Here is a 16,125-nt window from a genome sequence, read left to right as displayed (position 1 = left end):
TGACCAGAAGGACGATCGATGACCGACGCAGTGATCACCGGCCTTGGCGCGACCACCCCGCTCGGCGGAGACGTCGCCTCCACCTGGGCGGGGTTGCTGGCCGGGCGCTCCGGTGCCGCCGCGCTGACCGACGAGTGGGCCGAACCGCTCAAGGCGCGCATCGCGGCCCGGATGGCGCAGGAGCCGACCGAGAAGATCGACCGCGTGGTGGCCCGCAAGATGGACCGCTCCACCCAGGCCGCGCTCGTCGCGGCGCGGGAGGCGTGGGCCGACGCCGGCTTCGCCGCAGGCGCGTCTGGAGACACTGTCGACCCCGACCGGCTCGCGGTCGTGGTGGCCACCGGCATCGGCGGCATCAACAGCCTGCTGGAGAACGAGGAGGCGCTGCGCACCAGGGGTCCGCGCCGGGTCTCCCCGCGCATGATCCAGATGATCATGCCGAACAGCAGCGCCGCCGTGATCAGCCTGGAGTTCGGCGCGCGGGCCGGGGCGATCACGCCGGTCAGCGCCTGCGCGTCCGGGGCCGAGGCGGTGGCGCACGCGCTGGACCTGATCCGGCTGGGCCGGGCCGACGTGGTGATCGCGGGCGGTACCGAGGCGTGCGTGAACCAGCTGACCATGGCCGGGTTCGGCCAGGCGCAGGCGCTGTCCACGCGCAACGACGAGCCGGAGACCGCGTCGCGGCCCTTCGACAAGACCCGTGACGGGTTCGTGCTCGGCGAGGGCTCGGCGGTGCTGGTCATCGAGCGCGCCGAGTTCGCCGCCGCTCGCGGCCGCACGCCCTACGCGAAGCTGGCCGGAGCGCGGGTCACCTCCGACGCCTACGACATGGTCGCGCCCGCGGAAGAGGGTCAGGTCAGGGCGATGCGGCACGCGCTCGCCGAGGCCGGACTGTCCGAAAAGGACATCGTGCACGTGAACGCGCACGCCACCTCGACGCCGACCGGCGACGGCAACGAGGCGCGCGCGATCCACGAGGTCTTCGGCGACGCCGCGCTGGTGTGCGCGACCAAGTCGATGACCGGGCACCTGCTCGGCGCCGCCGGCGCGCTCGAAGCGGTGGCGACCGTGCTTTCGGTGCACCACAACGTGGTTCCGCCGACGCCGACCCTCAACGACCCGGACGACGACCTCCCGGTCGAGGTGACCAGGGCCGAGGCGCGGCACATGGACGTGCCCGCCGCGCTCAGCAACTCCTTCGGCTTCGGCGGGCACAACACGGCGCTGGTGTTCTCGTCCGTCTAATGTGGATTCTCCGCGTGGGTCAGTGTGTTCCACGCGACGAAGAGGTTGTTGGTGCCTTCGGGGCGCTGCTGCTCGACCAACCGCCGGGTGCTGCTCATCGGGATGCCCAGCCGGTTGGCGAGCGCGTTGTGACCGACCTCCAGCACCGGGCCGAGGCCGCGCTTGACGCTGCCGCCGCACAGCCATGACGGCACGGCCTCGCCCAGCTGGTACCTGGCGTGCAGCCCCATCGCGTGCCGCAGCCGGTCCCGGATCTCGGCGTAGAGGTCCTGGCCCTGGTGCCGCGCGGTCTCGGCGAAGTTCGCGATGGAGGCGAGCCCGTACCCGGTGTGCGTGAAGTCGCGGCAGGTCTCCTGGCTGAGGCCGTCGACGAACGTGCTCTGGTCGTGCCAGTAGGCGATGATCTCCGCCCTGGTGTCGATACCGGAGCCGGGCGGCGTCTTCGGCAGCGCCCCGTCGCTCGCCAGGTAGACGTAGGCGGGGACGCGGGTGCGGAAGATGCCCACCGCGCGGTCGTAGGTGGCCCGGTCCTCGGTGAACACGGCGATCCCGAGGGTCGCCTCCATCATCGTCAGTTCCCAGTTGCCATTGGTGTTCGCGCGCCCGTTGACCACCTCGGGGAGGTAGACGGTGCGCAGCATGGTGGCGAAGCGCCCGGCTCCCGGCCAGTTCGGGGCGGTGTGCCGGATGATCTCCGCCGCCCTGGTCCACGAGGAGGCCGACCACGCGGTCTGCAGCGGCGCGTTGGAGTTGGTGTGGTCCCGGATCACCGCCGACCACGCGTCCATGATCGCGACGGCCTTGTCCGCGTACTTGGTGTCCTGCGTGACGTACCAGGCGAGGGAGAGCGTGTACGCCGCGATCGCGTCCTCGCGCTCATCGGTACAACCGTTGTCGGGCTTGGAGTAGGGCCCGCACTCCACGACCGCGCGTGGTTTCGGGGTGCGGGACAACGACGCGTACGGACTGGCGAGCAGGCGGTCGAAGGCGGTACGCCAGGGCTGTGCTCCCGCGTTCACCCTGCCCCGGACGAAGTCCAGTTGTGGTGTGCTGACCAGCACTCCCGGATGCCGGAAGACCGGCGGGGCGGCCACCGCGGGCGGCGGGATCATGATCAGGGCCGTCACCGCGGCGAGCGCGGCGGCCAGCCTTCTTCGCGCCGGACCGGACATGGCTGTTCCTCGCGTTCCTCGGCTGCGGCGGCGCGACGCCCTCCAGCCTGTGCGGTCGGCGACCACGACGACAAGCGCCCATGTCGGCGAATCCTTTTCACATTCCTGAAATGTTCCACCTCCGGCCCATGTCGTTCCCTCCCGGAACGCGCTTGGCTGCGCGGCATGACGTTCACGGTTGCGGTGGAGTTCCGGGCGGGCCGGTGCTCGCTCGTGCTCGACGACCACGCCCTGAGCCCGGTCGCCGAGCCGCACGTGTTCACCGACCTCGTCGTCGCGGTCGCGGACCTCGCGGAGGGCAGGCGCAGCGTCAGCGTCCGATGGGCGGAGGACTTCCTCGACATCGCGCTGGAGGACGACGGCCAGGTCGGGATCGCGGTGCACCGCTGCACGAGCCGGGGCCCGGAGCGCGGTGAGCTGAGATTCGCCACCCGGGTGCCCTACGGCGACGCGCTCCTGACCTTCGCCAGGGCGCTGTGGCGCACGCGGGTGCGCTACGCCGACGACTTCGGCTTCATCGAGGAATGGGGCTGGCTGGTGCCGAAGCACCACCTCGACGCGATCATGACGAGGGCGGGGCTACTGGGGTCCCACGCGCCGGGCAAGGCGGAAGGCGAGCTGGGTCCTGCTGGCGCTTGCTGTCTTGGCCAGCGCCCTGGACAGGTGTTTCTTCACCGTGCCCAGTGAGATCCCCAGCTGGAGCGCGATCTCCTGGTTCGAGTGGCCCTCCGCCACCAGACGGGCCACCAGGGTCTCGCGATCGGTGAGCGCGGCGCCGTCGCCAGGGCCTGCCGGAGCCGGGTGCTGGCGCAGGAAGGGCACCAGCATCTTCGACAGCTTCCCCAGCACCGCGCGCTCACGCGGGCCGTTGTCGGCGTAGACGCAGAGACCGAGCCCGCCGCGAGCACCGGCGTCCGCCGCCGCGTGCAGCATGTCGCCAACCCCGCGCGGATGGACGAAGCTGTCGAAGTAGTGCCGCACGGCCTCGTCGGAGTCGGTGGACAGTTCCGACGCCGCGACGACGCTGCGGCGGGTCAGGCCGACGCCGACGCCCGGCCCGAGCGGGTGGTGGTCGCCCCAGCGCTCCACCATCTCGTCGATCACGGCGGGGCGGGCGTTGGAGGTGAAGCGGACGGTCCGCAGGCTCACCCTGCCCGCGCGGAAGTCGCTGAGATCCGTGGGGGACAGCTGGAAGACGAGGGAACGCCAGCCGAACTCGCGCGCCAACCAGTCCACCAGCGTGGCCGCGAACCGCTCGGCGGTGTCGAGCTGCTCGACCGCCTCCAGAACCCGGAACATCGCGCGGTAGTCGGCCGCATCCAGCATGCGCGGGAGCCTAGCGGGTGTCGGCCAGAGCCGCCCGGAGCTGAGAACGCCTGGCCACACCGAGTTTCGGGAAGATCTTGTGCAGGTGGTAGCCGACCGTGCGGGGACTGAGCAACAGCCGCTCGCCGATCTCCCGGTTGCTCAGCCCGGCCGCCGCGAGCCGGGCGACCTCCCACTCCTGCGGCGTCAGCTCGCCCGCGGACCGACCGTTCGGCGCCCCGCAGGCACGCAGTTCCGCCCGCGCTCGCTCGGCCCACGGCGCGGCGCCCAGCGAGTCGAAGAGGTCGACGGCCAGCCGCAGCGGGCCGCGCGCTTCCTTCACCCGCTTGTTCCGGCGCAGCTCTTGGCCGCGCTCCAAAGCCGTGCGCGCCCGGTCGAAGGGATGCTCGTCGGAGCGCTGCTGTGCTTGGCGCGCTACGAGATCGTGCGCGAGGGTGGCCAGGCGCTCCTCTGCCGCTTCGTGCTCGCCGAGCGCCTGGTCGAGCAGCGCGAGCGCCCACGTCGCCCGTGCCGCCGCGAGCCGGTCGCGCACGAGTAGTGCCGCTTCGAGAGCTTTGGCGGAGTGCCGCCTGCACTCCCCCGCCTCGCCCCGACCAGCGGCGAACAGGGCGAGCAGCGCGTGTGCGTTGGCCTCACCAGGTCGCTGACCAGCGTCTTTTGCTGCGCGCAGGCTTTCTGCGGCGTGTGCGGTCCCCTCGTCCCACAGGCCGAGGCGGAACTCCATCTCCGCCAGCCAGTACAGCGGAACGGCGTGGATCGCCAGCATCCCGTGCTCGCGCAGATCGGCGACTGCTTCGAGGCCGAACTCGCGCGCCTGGCGCAGATGCGGGCCGCGCATGCTGATCGCCATCGGAACCAGCCACCTGTGGGCGCCGGACCGGCGGATCGCCTGCGGCGCGGCGTCGAAGACCTCCCACGGCTCCGGAGCAGTGGCACTCCAGTCTGCGAGCCAGCGACCGAAGTTCCGGTATCCGAGGTCGGTCGCCCGCTCCGCGACCTCAGTCATGACAGCGATCGCCTCGTCCAGCAGGCCGGCGTGGACAGCGGCGTCACCCGCGAGGAACGCCATGTCTGCCGCTTGCTCAGGTTCGTTGTCCCACAAGGACTTCGAGGCTCGCGACAGATACTCGAAGGCAGTCACCTGATCGCCGCTGTAGCGCTCGATCAGCCCGCGCAGCCGCGTTGACACGCGGTCCTGTGCGACCAGCTCGGGATGTCCTGACTTCCACGCGGCGTACGTCGCGGCGGCGAGGCGTCTGTTCCGCGCTTCCGGGGTTTCGCTGAGCCTGGCCGCTTCGGTCAGCACGGAGATCGACGCACCGAGTCCGCCGCGCGCCGTGCAGTCGGCCGCGTCCGCTTCCAGTTCCGCGGCAAGGGGTTCGTTCGCCTTCGTGGTCGCGAGCGCGCGGTGCAGCCTCGCCGTGGTTCCTGTCTCCACTGTGGATAGTGCACTGTGGACTTCGCGGCGACGCTCCGCGTTGGCGGCTCGGTAGACGGCCGAGCGCATGAGGGGATGGGAGAACTCGGGGACCGCGTCGACGCGCACTCCGAGTTCTGCGCACGCGGCCATGATTGTCTCCGGTCGGCCCGCGCATTCAGCCGCGGCGACGAGCAAGGCGTCCTGTTGTGGCTGCGGTAGGGCGGCGATGCGGTCGGTGAAGGCGTTCTGGAGAGCTTCACCGAGTGGGACAGTGCCCGTGGCGAGCGCATCGAGCACCGCGCGGTCCGGCTTCAGTTCGAGGAGCGCCAGTGGATTGCCGCCGGTGGCGCGAAGGAGAACGGCGCGGGTGGCGGGTGCGAGGTCGGGCAGGAGCCGCGCGGCCGCCTCGTCGTCGAGCCCGGTGAGCGTGAGTTCCGGCAGGTCGCCGGTGTCCAGGTCGCGCACGCCGAACACCATCGCGGTGCGGCTGCCGTGGAGACGCCGAGCGGTGAAGAGCAGCGCGCGCATGGAAGCGCGATCGACGTTGTGGGCGTCGTCGATCACCACGACCTGGGGCTCAGCGGCTCGCAGCAGAGCGCACACCGCCGCGCACACCAGCAGGTCGGTCGTCTCCCCCGTGGCCAGGCCGAGCGCTCGGCGCAGCGCGTCCGCCTGGGACTCCGGAAGGTCGTCGAGGCGGTCCAGCAACGGGCCGAGGAGTTGGTGCAGACCGCTGAAGGCCAGCTCGACCTCGGCTTCGACTCCGCACGCGCGCAGCGTCGCGGGCACCTCCGCCAGCAGCGTGCTCTTGCCGACCCCGGCCGGGCCGCGCAGCACCAGGGCTCCCCCGTGCTCCACGACCTCGCTGATCCGGCGCCGCTCGCGCTCCCGGCCGTACATCACGCCGCCCAGCGTAGTGACGACCGGTCAGTTCGACAGATGCCGCGAGGGCCGCGCGCGGCGAGGCTGGGCTCGTGGACGAGAACAAGACATACAGCCGTCGCCGCCTGCTGACCACCGGCGGCGTCGCCGCGGGCGCCGGAGCCGTCGCCGGGCTCGCCGCCGGAGTCGCCCTCGTGCAGGGCGGTGCCCCGACGCCGAACATCACGCCGTCAGCCGCGCGGCGCTTCACCGGCAAGGTCGTCGTGGTCACCGGCGCCACCAGCGGCATCGGCCGCGCCGCCGCCGTGCGCTTCGCCGCGGAGGGCGGAAAGGTCGGCTTCTGCGGCAGACGCGAGAACCTCGGCCGCGAAGTCGAGCGCGAGATCCGCGCGGCGGGCGGCGAGGCCATGTACGTTCGCGCCGACGTACGGTCCGAAGAGGACGTCCGGCGCTTCGTCGACCGCGTCGCTTCGGCCTACGGCGGACTGGACGTCTGCTTCAACAACGCCGGGATCACCAACCAGAAACCCTTGCACGAGTTCACTTCCGCCGAATGGGACGACGTGCTCGGCACCAACCTGCGCGGCGTGTTCCTCGCGATGAAGTACCAGATCCCGCACCTGCTCCGGCGCGGCGGCGGGAACATCGTGATCACTTCGTCCGGCAACGCGAAGCTGAGCGGCGCGGACCGGAGTGCTTACGCCGCTTCGAAGAGCGGTCTCGTGGGGCTCGTGCAGTCCGCGTCCCTGGACTACGCGATGCAGGGCATCCGGATCAACACCGTGCTGCCCGGCACGGTGAACTCCGAGTTCACGCGGCGGGCCGGCGGGGCGATGGACCTGCCGGACCCGGTGTGGGACGCGATGGCGGCGACGTGGGCGAAGTCGAACGTGCGCGGCCTGCGCCGGATGGCGACGCCGGACGAGGTGGCGGCGTTCGTGCTGAGCGTGGCTTCGGCGGATTTCCCTTATCTGACCGGGTCTCATCTGTCGATTGACGGTGGCACTGGGACTGCTTAGCGTTGGCTGGGGTTCCTGCTTGCTTGGGCTGGGCTTCCAGCTGGCGCCGGTACCAGCTGGGGGTCGGCTTGACCTGGGGCCCCTTACGCGTGCCCTTGGGCCTTTCAGGGGCACGGGATGAAACTCCGGCCCTCGCGACGAGCGTATGGCACGCGCACCCCAGGTAAAGCCTCGGATCCGTTTGCGGCCTGCGTTTGTCCACAATGGAATCGGACATGGAAACTGTTGTCGCTACCGGGAATTCACCCCCTCGTGATTCGATGTCGATCTTCTCTTTTGAGATAATGGAAGAGAGTCGAGAAGGGGGGTGAAAGTGTTGAATCCCAAGGCATTGATCCACTTGATGAAACACCATCTCACACAGGGCGAGGACTACAAGGCGACCGGTGACGCGCTGCTGGAGCGGATGAAGGACTGGGAGACCCTCGCGGCCCTGGTTCTCGCCGCAGCCACCGATACCGCGACCGAAGCGGAATCCCAGGGCCTGCACACCGAGCACAGCTGTAGGAACGTGGCGGTTCTGTTGCGGTCGAAGGTGAAACTCGAACCCGCCGAAGCCCAACGGCGCACCCGTCTGGTGCATGAACTGCCGAAGCTTGCGGCGACGCGGGAGCGGATGTACGCCGGGGAGATCAGCGGCCGACACGCGCTGGTGATCTCCGACGCCGTCAAGCGTGTCCCTGCTGACCGTCGGGAGGAAGCCGAGCAGTACCTGGCGCGGGTGGCGCCGACGATGCACCCGCGTGACTTGATGGTGGCCGGCAAATATCTGCGCAGTGTCCTCGACCCCGACGGCACCTTCCGCGACGAACAGGAAGCGGTGGCTCGTCGGGAGTTGCGGATGGCCAGCGATCAGGACGGGTCCCTGCACATCAAAGGTGTCTTCCCTCTGATCGCGGGCCAGAAGATCAAGACTGTGCTGGACGCGCTGGCGAAACCGCGCACGGTCGATGGGGAGAAGGATCCCCGGACGGCGGGGCAGCGGTATGCGGATGCGTTCGAGGAGGTCATCGACCTGGCCATGGCCACCCGGGATCTGCCCGAGACCGGGGGACGGCGTCCCACGGTGGTGGTGACGATGGACTTCGAGAAACTCCTGGCCATGCTCGGCAGCGGTACCACCGCTACGGGCGATCGGGCCTCGGCCGGGTTGGTGCGGCAGACGTGCTGCGACGCCGGGATCATCCCCACCGTCCTGGGCGGGGACAGTGAACCTCTCGACCTCGGACGGGAACGACGGACCGCCTCGGTGGCCCAGCGCAAAGCACTCGCCGTGCGGGACAAGGGATGCGCCTTCCCCGGATGTGATCGGCCACCGGCGTGGACGGAAGCTCATCACGTATGGCACTGGATAGACGGCGGACCCACCGACCTCGACAACCTCGTCCTGCTCTGCGTCTACCACCATCACGTCATGCACGAAGACGAATGGACAATCGTCTTCGAACACGGGATACCGAGCGTCATTCCACCTCGGTGGATCGACGTGGAGCAGAAACCCCTGCGCAACATCAGGGTCGACTACCCACTCACGCTGTAACGCAAGGCGCCCAACGGGAAGGAGGCTGGGGTGGGCGTGCCATACGCTCGGCCAAGCCGGACCCGGGCTGGGAGCGGAATGGATCGGGTGCGGCAGCGTTGTGACGGGTATGACGGACACGCGCAGCTACAACGAGAAGGTCATCGACGAGTTCCGCGGCAACAACGGGGTGATGAGCGGTACCTACGCCGACGCGCCGTTGCTGTTGCTGACGACGGTGGGTGCGCGCAGCGGGAAGGAGCGGACGACGCCGGTGCTGTACCTGGCGGACGGGGAGCGGTTCGTGGTCTTCGCGTCCAACGGGGGCGATGCGCGGCACCCGGCGTGGTACCACAACCTGGTGGCGAACGGGCGGGCCGTGGTGGAGGTCGGAGCGGAGCGCTTCGAAGCGGAAGTGACCTTCACCGAAGGGGCCGAGCGGGACGAGTTGTACGCGCGGCAGGTGGCGGTGAACCCGGCGTTCGGGGACTTTCAGCGGCGCACATCCCGAACCATCCCGGTGGTCGCGTTGAGCCGGGGAATCGGGCGGTAATCGCGGAATTCTAGGCATTCGTACAGTGCCCGACACCCACCTCTGAAGCGAAAACCAGCAGGTCAGAGAACTCTGCGGCGGCGGGGACTATCGGAGGGTTCCCGAGCTGTCAAGTGCCGAACGTAATTGAGCGAGATTCAGGTACAAAGTCCAAGATTCCCCTCGCTCCATTGCGGCCCGGGGCCGGTCCGGCAACTCTGGGATCAGCTGGAATACCTGGGCCAGTGAACTGGGGTAGCGGATGCAATTCAGTGTGTTGGGTTCACTCGAAGTGGTCGACCGCGGTGTGGTGGCGCCCCTCAAGGGGACCAAGCAGCGCGCGGTTCTCGGCTACCTGCTGCTGCACGCCAACGAGGTGGTGGCGACCAGCAGGCTGCTCCGGGCGCTGTGGCCGGACGACGTGCCCTCGACGGCGCGCAAGATGGTGCAGAACGCGGTGTCGGGGCTACGGACGGTGCTCGCGTCGAACTCGGACGCCACGCACACTCCGCTGCTGCTCACCCACGCGCCGGGCTACGTGCTGCGGGTGGAACCGGACCGCATCGACCTCTCCCGGTTCGAATCGCTGGCGCAGGCGGGGCGCGTCGCGCTGACGGAAGGGCGCAGCGACCAGGCGGCGCACGCGTTGCGCGAAGCGCTGGCGCTGTGGCGCGGACCGGTGCTGGCCGACCTCGTCGAGACGGGCGTGAACTGGCCGGAACTGGCGAAGCTGCACGACATGCGGGTCTCGGTGATGGAGGACTACTTCGACGTCGAGCTGGCCCGCGGGCGGCACCCGGACGTGCTCGGCGAACTGGAGCCGCTGTTCGAGGCGGAGCCGCACCGGGAACGGTTGTGCCGTCAGCTGATGACGGCGCTCTACCGGTGCGGGCGGCACGTGGACGCGTTGCAGGTCTACCGGCGGACGCGGACGGCTCTGGTGGACGGGCTCGGGCTGGAGCCGGGGCGCGAGCTGCAGGAGCTGGAGCGGGCGATCCTCGACCACGACGCCGCACTGCAGCTGCCGACGACCGCTTCGGTGACGCCGCTGGTGCTGCCGGAGCCGGCGCCGCCGCGGACGCTGGTGTCGCTGCCGACGAACCGGCCGAAGGTGGTCAGCCTGCGGCAGGAACCGGAACCGACCACGGCGGCGCTCGTCGTGGAGCCGTGCGCGGAGCGCAAGCTCGTCAGCGTCATGGCGGTCGCGCCGCGGCAGCCCACGGGCAAGGACCCGGAGGACGTGGACCAGACGTTCCTGGACATCAGCGTGACCGTGCGCGCGGAGGTCGAGAACGCGGGGGGCACGGTGATCGGCGCGGTCGGCTCGGTGCTGCTCGCGGTGTTCGGCGTGCCGAGGACGCACGAGGACGACGCGGCGCGGGCGGTGCGGACGGCGCTGACCATCCGGGACCGGCTCGTCGGGCAGGACCCGGCGGCGCCGAACGGGGCGGACCTGCGGATCGCGATCGCGACCGGTGAGGTGCTGGCGAAGTTCCGGCCGGGCGAGGCCGCGCCGATGGTGGCCGGCGCGGTGGTGGACAGCTGCGTGCTGATGACCACGGTGGTGCGCTGCGGGCCGGTGTGGGTCTGCGACACGACGCGGCAGGCCAGCGCGCCGTTGATCGTCTATTCGACGACCTCCGAGGTGCCGGCGGTGTGGAAGGCCGAAGCCGTCCGCGAGAAGCCGGTGGTCGGCATCGGGCGGCACACCTCCGTGCCGTTCCTGGACCGCGAGCGGGACATGGACCTGCTCCGCGCGACCCTCGCCCAGGTGCGGCGCAGGCAGCGGCCGCAGCTGCTGACGGTGCTCGGCGAGGCCGGGATCGGCAAGACCAGGCTGCTGACCGAGTTTTCCGAAGACCTGCTCTCAGGGTCGAGCATCAGCGCAGATGCCAAGGCGTTCACCGCGCGGGTGCCGTACTTCGGCGACGACATCGCCTCGCGCACGCTGACCGAGCTGACGCGGGCGTGTGTCGGCATCGAGCACGGCGATTCCGCGACGACGGCCGAGACGAAGCTGAACCGCTTGGCGCACAAGCTTTTCGGCACTGGCGACCTCGGCGCGCGGACGGTGGCCGGACTGCTGCCGCTGACCGGTTTCCCGACGCGGCCGTGGCACCTGGTGGACTCCGCCGAGACCTTCGCCGCGCTGCGCAGGCTGCTGGAGGAGCTGGCCGCTGACCAGCCACTGGTGACGGTGATCGAGGACCTGCACCGCGCCGACGACGAGCTGCTGGAGTTCGTCGCGGGTCTGTCCGACGGGGTCGGGCCGGTGCCGCTGCTGGTGGTCGCGACCGCGCGGCCGGAACTGCTGGAGCAGCGCCAGGGCTGGCACGGCGGCGCCCGCAACGTGACCACGATGACGCTGGACCCGTTGTCGGAGAACGCGGTCGGCGAGCTGCTGGACTCGATGCTCGACGACGGGACCGCGCACGGCGGCTGGTCCGCGCAGCACCGGCGGGCGCTGGTGGGGCGCGTCGGCGGCAACCCGCTGTTCGCGATCGAGTACGCCAGGATGATCCGGGTCGGCCGCTCGCGCGATGACCTGCTGCCGCCGAACCAGGTGCGCAGCGTGGTGGCCGCGCGGCTGGACACGCTCTCCGTCGCGGAGAAGGCGGTCGTGCAGGACGCCGCGGTGTTCGGGGACACCGTGACCGCGTCCGCGATCGCCGCCGTCGGTGGCCACGAGGAGATCGAGGGCATCGTCCAGTGCCTTGAGCAGCTGGAGCGCCGCGAGGTGCTGCGCAGGGTCCGCACCGGTGGGATCGCCGGCGAGCAGGGCTACGTGTTCTGCCAGGCGCTGGTGCGCGACACCGCGTACGCGCAGCTCCCCCGCGTGGCGCGGGCGGAGAAGCACCGCAACGCCGCGGCGTGGCTGGACAGCGTGGCCGCCGAAGACCTGCTCGCGGGGTCGGGCATCGGCACCGAGAACTCCGACCTCCGCGAACTCCACCACCGGCACGTCGCGGCCGGGCTCGGCACCCCGCTCGCGCCGGTCACCGCGATCGTGTCCGCGCCGGTTCCGGAATGGACGAGGATTCGCATTCCTTCCTGAAGGTTCATGAACACTCCGTCATTTTTCATGATCACTTGAATCGGCTTGCCACTCGCTCGGCCGGACCGCCCCATTCCCTTGGGCCGCAAATGCGGCAAACCAGGCAGGACACTTCGCCAAGGGGGCAACGTGCTCAGGAAGATGGGGTGGCGGCCGTACCTGCGCGACGCCAAGCCCGGCGAGTGCTGGCCCAGGGCAACTGGCCTTCCACCTACCGCTGAACGTCCAGAAGGACTCATGAACGGGAACGGCGGTGGCGCTCCTCGTCGCTCCGGCGACGGCCACGGCGAGCAGCACCAAGTGCGGCGTCTACGTGGACCACGACTATCCGCAACCCGATGGGCCGCAACTCATGTACAACCACTGTGGAGACACGAATGTCACCATCACAGTGGACAGGATTAGGGGCGAGAACTTCGAGAAGTGCGTCCCTCCCGGCATCACCCACATCGGGCAGTGGCCCCTGTACCACAACGCGTGGTACGTCAGGAACCGCTGCTGACGCTGGGCCAGGCCCGCTGTCGCACCGCGAACGGCGGACCCGGTGACACCACGGCGCCGGAGTACCCCTCCGGTAGCGCCAGCTCAGCGACCGACCAGCGCTCGCCGTCGACGACCAGGTGATCGGAGACGAACTCAGGCCCCGGGAGCCCGCTCAAGCCCTGGCCGGTCACCTTCACATAGGCCTCTTTGACCGTCCAGTACCGGAAGAACGCCGCGGGCTGGTCGGCGGCGGGCAGCGCCGCGATCACCTCGTACTCGCTCGGCAGCAGCACGCGGCCGGCCATGCCCAGGTGGTCCAGTTCCCGGTGCTGCTCGACGTCGATCCCCACGCGGCGGTCCCCGGAGACGGCCAGCACCGCCAGGTCGCCGGAGTGCGACAGGTTGAAGTCCGGTCCGCCCACCACCCGCGGGCGACCGGACTCCTCACGAACGATCTCCGCCCCGGCCCCCAGGACCGAGCGAAGCATGGCCTGGGCCTCGTCGGCGCGGCCCAGCCAGACCTCCACTACGCGGCCAGTTCGGCGGCGAAGAGGTCGATCAGCTCCCCCGCCTTCTTCTCCAGGTAGAAGTGGCCGCCGGGATAGGTGTGCAGCGCGAACCGGCCCGCGGTCAGCTCACCCCACGCCTTCAGCTCGTCGTCGTCGGCACGCGGGTCGCCGTGGCCGCCGAACGCGGTCAGCGGCAGCGGCAGCGGGTCCTCGACCCGGTGGGTGTACGCCTCGTTGACGGTGAGGTCGGCGCGGAACAGCGGGATGAACAGCTCCAGCAGCTCCGGCTCGTTGAGCACCGCGTCCGGCATGCCGCCGAGCCGCTTCAGCTCGGCGATCAGCTCCGGCTGCGGCAGCGCGCGCAGCTGCTTGCGGGTGTCCGGCAGCTGCGGGGCGGCGCGGCCGGAGACGAACAGGTGCTTCGGCAGCTGGGCGCCGATCGCGCGCAGCTTCCTGGTCACCTCGAACGCCAGCAGCGCGCCCATGGAGTGCCCGAAGAACGCGTACGTGCCGGTGAACTGATCACCGATGTCCGCGACCAGCTCGTCGACCAGGCTGTCCACCGAGGTGAACGGCTTCTCGCGGAAGCGCTCGGCCCGGCCAGGCGGCTGCACCGGGCAGATCGCCAGCCGGTCCCCCGCGAGGGCGCGCCACGGCGCGTAGACGGCAGCGCTGGCGCCTGCATGCGGGAAGCAGTAGACCCTCGCCGAAGACCCGCTTGCGGGGTCGAGCATTGGCACTGCCGGACGGCCATTGCCCAATGGCAGCCACCGCGGCGCGTTCGGTCGTGTCATGCCCACTCCCTCGATCAGTCCGTCTCGACCACAAGATAAGCAGGCGGGGGCTGGATCGTGGCCAGATCGGATTCAAAGACCAGATGTGAGCCGTCCCGCTCCACCTCGGTGAACCCGGCGAAGGCATAGGTCACGTACATCATCCGGTTGCGGCCCGTCTCGACGAACTCCGCGCGCAGCTTGGCGCCGTCCGCCTTGGCCAGGCCCATGATGTGGTTCAGCAGCACCGTGCCGACGCCGCGCGACATCACCCGGCAGGACATCAGCATCATCCGCAGGTGCCACGCGGGCTTGCCGCGCTCGACCAGGGCGAGGCCGATCTTGCCGTAGCTGCCGTAGCGGTCGGTCAGCGACGCGACCAGCAGCAGGTGGTCCGGCGAGGTGCGCAGCGCGTCCAGCTCCTCGTAGGAGTAGGTGCGCCCGGTGGAGTTGAGCTGGTTGGTGCGGACGGTCAGCTCCTCGGCGCGCTGGAGGTCGGCCTCCTGCGCGCGCGAGATGGTGAACTTCATGTCCAGCGTGGCCAGGAACTCCTCGCTGGTGCCGCTGTACTCCTGCTCGATCTGGTCGCGCTGCGCCGCCGCCTGGTACATCTCGCGGCGGATGCGGGACTCGTCGGTGACGAACTTCGGCCGGAACTCGTCCTGGCGCAGGATCGTCGGCAGGTCGCCGAGCGCGTCCACGGTCAGCACCGCGGGCAGGACGTGGGAGACCTCCTCGCGCTCGAAGGGCTGGTCGTCGACGAAGGCGATCGCGTCCAGGCCGATGTTGATCGACTTGGCGATCTGCTCGATCGAGCCGGACTTCGCGTTCCAGTTGATCTGCGGGTAGAGGAAGTAGTCGGCCAGCCCGAACTCCCGCAGCTTGGCCATGGCGGCGTCGCGGTCGTTGCGGCTGGCCACCGAGTGCAGGACGCCCAGCTCGTCGAGGCGGCGGATCTCCTCGGCCACCTCGTCGCGGAGCTTGACGTCGCCGTCCTCCAGCAGGATCCCGTCCCAGACGGTGTTGTCGAGGTCCCACACGACGCACTTGATGCGCCCGAGTTTGGGCTTCACAGCAATACCTCCCGGTATGCCACGTCGGCGATGGTCAGCTGCTGGAGCTCGGTGCTGCCCTCGATGATTTCCATGATCTTGGCGTCGCGGTACAGCCGGGCGACCGGGTAGTCGGGGCTGCAACCGTTGGCGCCGTGGATCTGCACGGCGTCGCTGGCGGCCTTGGTGGCCGCGGTGGACGCGTGGTACTTGGCGATCCAGGTGGCCATGATCGTCTCGGGGTCGTCGGCGTCCTTGAGCCGACCGGCCCGCTCGCACAGCAACCGCGCCGCGTCCCGGCTGGTCACCATGTCGCTGATCTTGGCGCGCAGCTGCGGCTGGTCGCGCAGCAGCTTCCCGCCCGCCGAGCGCTCGGCGGTGTAGCGGGCGCTGGCCTCCAGCGCCGCCTGGACGATGCCCAGCGACCCGCAGGCCACGCTGTAGCGGCCGATGTCCAGCGCGCCGGTCATCACCGTGCCCGCCGCCCAGCCGCGCGGGCCGAGCAGGGCGTCGGCGCCGAGCTTCACGCCGGAGAAGGTGATCTCGGCGATCATGCTGGCGGCCGTGCCCATCATCCTCGGCACCGGCGTCACCTCGACGCCGGGCGCGGTGCGCGGCACCAGGAACGCGCTCATCCCCGGCCCGGTCCTGGCGAAGACCATCATCAGGTCGGCGACCTGCCCGCCGGTGATCCACTTCTTCCGGCCGGTGAGCACCCAGCCGTCGCCGTCCGGCTCCGCCACGGTGCCCTCGGCCTTGGAGTCGCTGCCGCTGCTGTCCGGCTCGGACAGGCAGAACACGCCGAAGGTGGCGCCCGAGGCCAGCTCGGGCAGCCAGTGGTCCTTCTGCTCGTCGGTGCCCCAGCGGTTGACCGACCAGGACACCATGCCGTGCACGGTGAGCATGCTGCGCAGACCGGAGCAGCCGCGGCCGATCTCGGTGTGGATGCGGCCGACGGTGACGTAGTCGCTGCCGGAGCCGCCGACCGCCTCGGACAGGAACGGCGCCCACAGCCCGAGCGAGCCGACCTGCTTGAGCAGCGACTCCGGCAGCCGCTCGGTGCGGTCGAACTCCTCGGCGTTCGGCGCCACCGCGGCGTCGACGAACTCCCGGACCAGTTCGGGGGTCGGGCCCATGG

General features: G+C 70.2%; 14 protein-coding genes. 7 read left to right on the top strand and 7 right to left on the bottom strand.

Going from position 1 to position 16,125, the window contains the following annotated elements:
* Positions 1–18 precede the first annotated feature (18 nt).
* Positions 19–1,245, top strand: a complete 1,227-nt coding sequence (locus BLT28_RS02980; protein ID WP_030432276.1) for a beta-ketoacyl-[acyl-carrier-protein] synthase family protein — start codon at positions 19–21, stop codon at positions 1,243–1,245.
* On the opposite strand, the gene BLT28_RS02975 is transcribed toward BLT28_RS02980, so the two are convergent.
* Entirely contained in the window at positions 1,242–2,417 is a 1,176-nt protein-coding gene (locus BLT28_RS02975; RefSeq protein ID WP_030432275.1) for an alginate lyase family protein, read from the bottom strand. The two genes, BLT28_RS02980 and BLT28_RS02975, sit on opposite strands and share 4 nt — an antisense overlap.
* 165 nt (positions 2,418–2,582) lie before the next feature.
* Here BLT28_RS02975 and BLT28_RS39660 point away from each other — a divergent pair, with 165 nt between their 5' ends.
* On the top strand, positions 2,583–3,104 hold the full coding sequence (locus BLT28_RS39660) for a hypothetical protein (RefSeq protein ID WP_156051501.1): 522 nt from the start codon (positions 2,583–2,585) through the stop codon (positions 3,102–3,104).
* Here the strand turns inward: BLT28_RS39660 and BLT28_RS02970 are convergent.
* The gene (locus BLT28_RS02970; RefSeq protein ID WP_052407901.1) at positions 2,997–3,743 is read right to left on the bottom strand and encodes a helix-turn-helix transcriptional regulator; all 747 of its coding nucleotides are present in this window, start codon (positions 3,741–3,743) and stop codon (positions 2,997–2,999) included. The two genes, BLT28_RS39660 and BLT28_RS02970, sit on opposite strands and share 108 nt — an antisense overlap.
* Positions 3,744–3,753: 10 nt before the next feature.
* Positions 3,754–6,063 (bottom strand): helix-turn-helix transcriptional regulator, encoded by a 2,310-nt coding sequence (locus BLT28_RS02965; protein WP_030432273.1) that lies wholly within the window; start codon positions 6,061–6,063, stop codon positions 3,754–3,756.
* Between the two features lie 74 nt (positions 6,064–6,137).
* On the opposite strand from BLT28_RS02965, the gene BLT28_RS02960 reads away from it, so the two are divergent.
* The 5 genes from BLT28_RS02960 (at position 6,138) to BLT28_RS42750 (ending at position 12,672) form a co-directional block, all read left to right on the top strand.
* Positions 6,138–7,064 (top strand): SDR family NAD(P)-dependent oxidoreductase, encoded by a 927-nt coding sequence (locus BLT28_RS02960; protein WP_081900657.1) that lies wholly within the window; start codon positions 6,138–6,140, stop codon positions 7,062–7,064.
* Positions 7,065–7,407: 343 nt separating this feature from the next.
* Complete coding sequence (locus BLT28_RS02955; RefSeq protein WP_052407900.1) at positions 7,408–8,604, top strand: HNH endonuclease signature motif containing protein; 1,197 nt, start codon at positions 7,408–7,410, stop codon at positions 8,602–8,604.
* 109 nt (positions 8,605–8,713) lie between these two features.
* The gene (locus BLT28_RS02950; RefSeq protein WP_030432270.1) at positions 8,714–9,136 is read left to right on the top strand and encodes a nitroreductase family deazaflavin-dependent oxidoreductase; all 423 of its coding nucleotides are present in this window, start codon (positions 8,714–8,716) and stop codon (positions 9,134–9,136) included.
* A gap of 256 nt (positions 9,137–9,392) precedes the next feature.
* Entirely contained in the window at positions 9,393–12,170 is a 2,778-nt protein-coding gene (locus BLT28_RS02945; RefSeq protein WP_162184909.1) for a BTAD domain-containing putative transcriptional regulator, read from the top strand.
* Between the two features lie 352 nt (positions 12,171–12,522).
* Positions 12,523–12,672: a DUF6355 family natural product biosynthesis protein gene (locus BLT28_RS42750; protein ID WP_407638808.1), complete on the top strand. Its 150-nt coding sequence runs from the start codon at positions 12,523–12,525 to the stop codon at positions 12,670–12,672.
* On the opposite strand, the gene BLT28_RS02935 is transcribed toward BLT28_RS42750, so the two are convergent.
* The 4 genes from BLT28_RS02935 to BLT28_RS02920 all read right to left on the bottom strand — a co-directional run bounded on the left by BLT28_RS02935 (position 12,656) and on the right by BLT28_RS02920 (position 16,123).
* Entirely contained in the window at positions 12,656–13,180 is a 525-nt protein-coding gene (locus BLT28_RS02935) for a 4'-phosphopantetheinyl transferase family protein (protein WP_052407898.1), read from the bottom strand. The two genes, BLT28_RS42750 and BLT28_RS02935, sit on opposite strands and share 17 nt — an antisense overlap.
* Positions 13,180–13,896, bottom strand: a complete 717-nt coding sequence (locus tag BLT28_RS02930) for a thioesterase II family protein (protein ID WP_231950595.1) — start codon at positions 13,894–13,896, stop codon at positions 13,180–13,182. The genes BLT28_RS02935 and BLT28_RS02930 overlap by 1 nt, the downstream gene beginning before the upstream one ends.
* A 74-nt stretch (positions 13,897–13,970) precedes the next feature.
* Positions 13,971–15,008: an HAD-IIIC family phosphatase gene (locus BLT28_RS02925; RefSeq protein ID WP_231950593.1), complete on the bottom strand. Its 1,038-nt coding sequence runs from the start codon at positions 15,006–15,008 to the stop codon at positions 13,971–13,973.
* Positions 15,005–16,123, bottom strand: coding sequence for an acyl-CoA dehydrogenase family protein (locus tag BLT28_RS02920; protein WP_030432264.1), 1,119 nt, complete (start codon positions 16,121–16,123; stop codon positions 15,005–15,007). Before BLT28_RS02920 ends, BLT28_RS02925 begins: the two co-directional genes overlap by 4 nt.
* Positions 16,124–16,125 lie beyond the last annotated feature (2 nt).

Origin of the sequence: Allokutzneria albata (genome assembly GCF_900103775.1) — a bacterium.
GTDB lineage: Bacteria > Actinomycetota > Actinomycetes > Mycobacteriales > Pseudonocardiaceae > Allokutzneria > Allokutzneria albata.
This window is presented reverse-complemented; position numbering and strand designations above follow the sequence as displayed.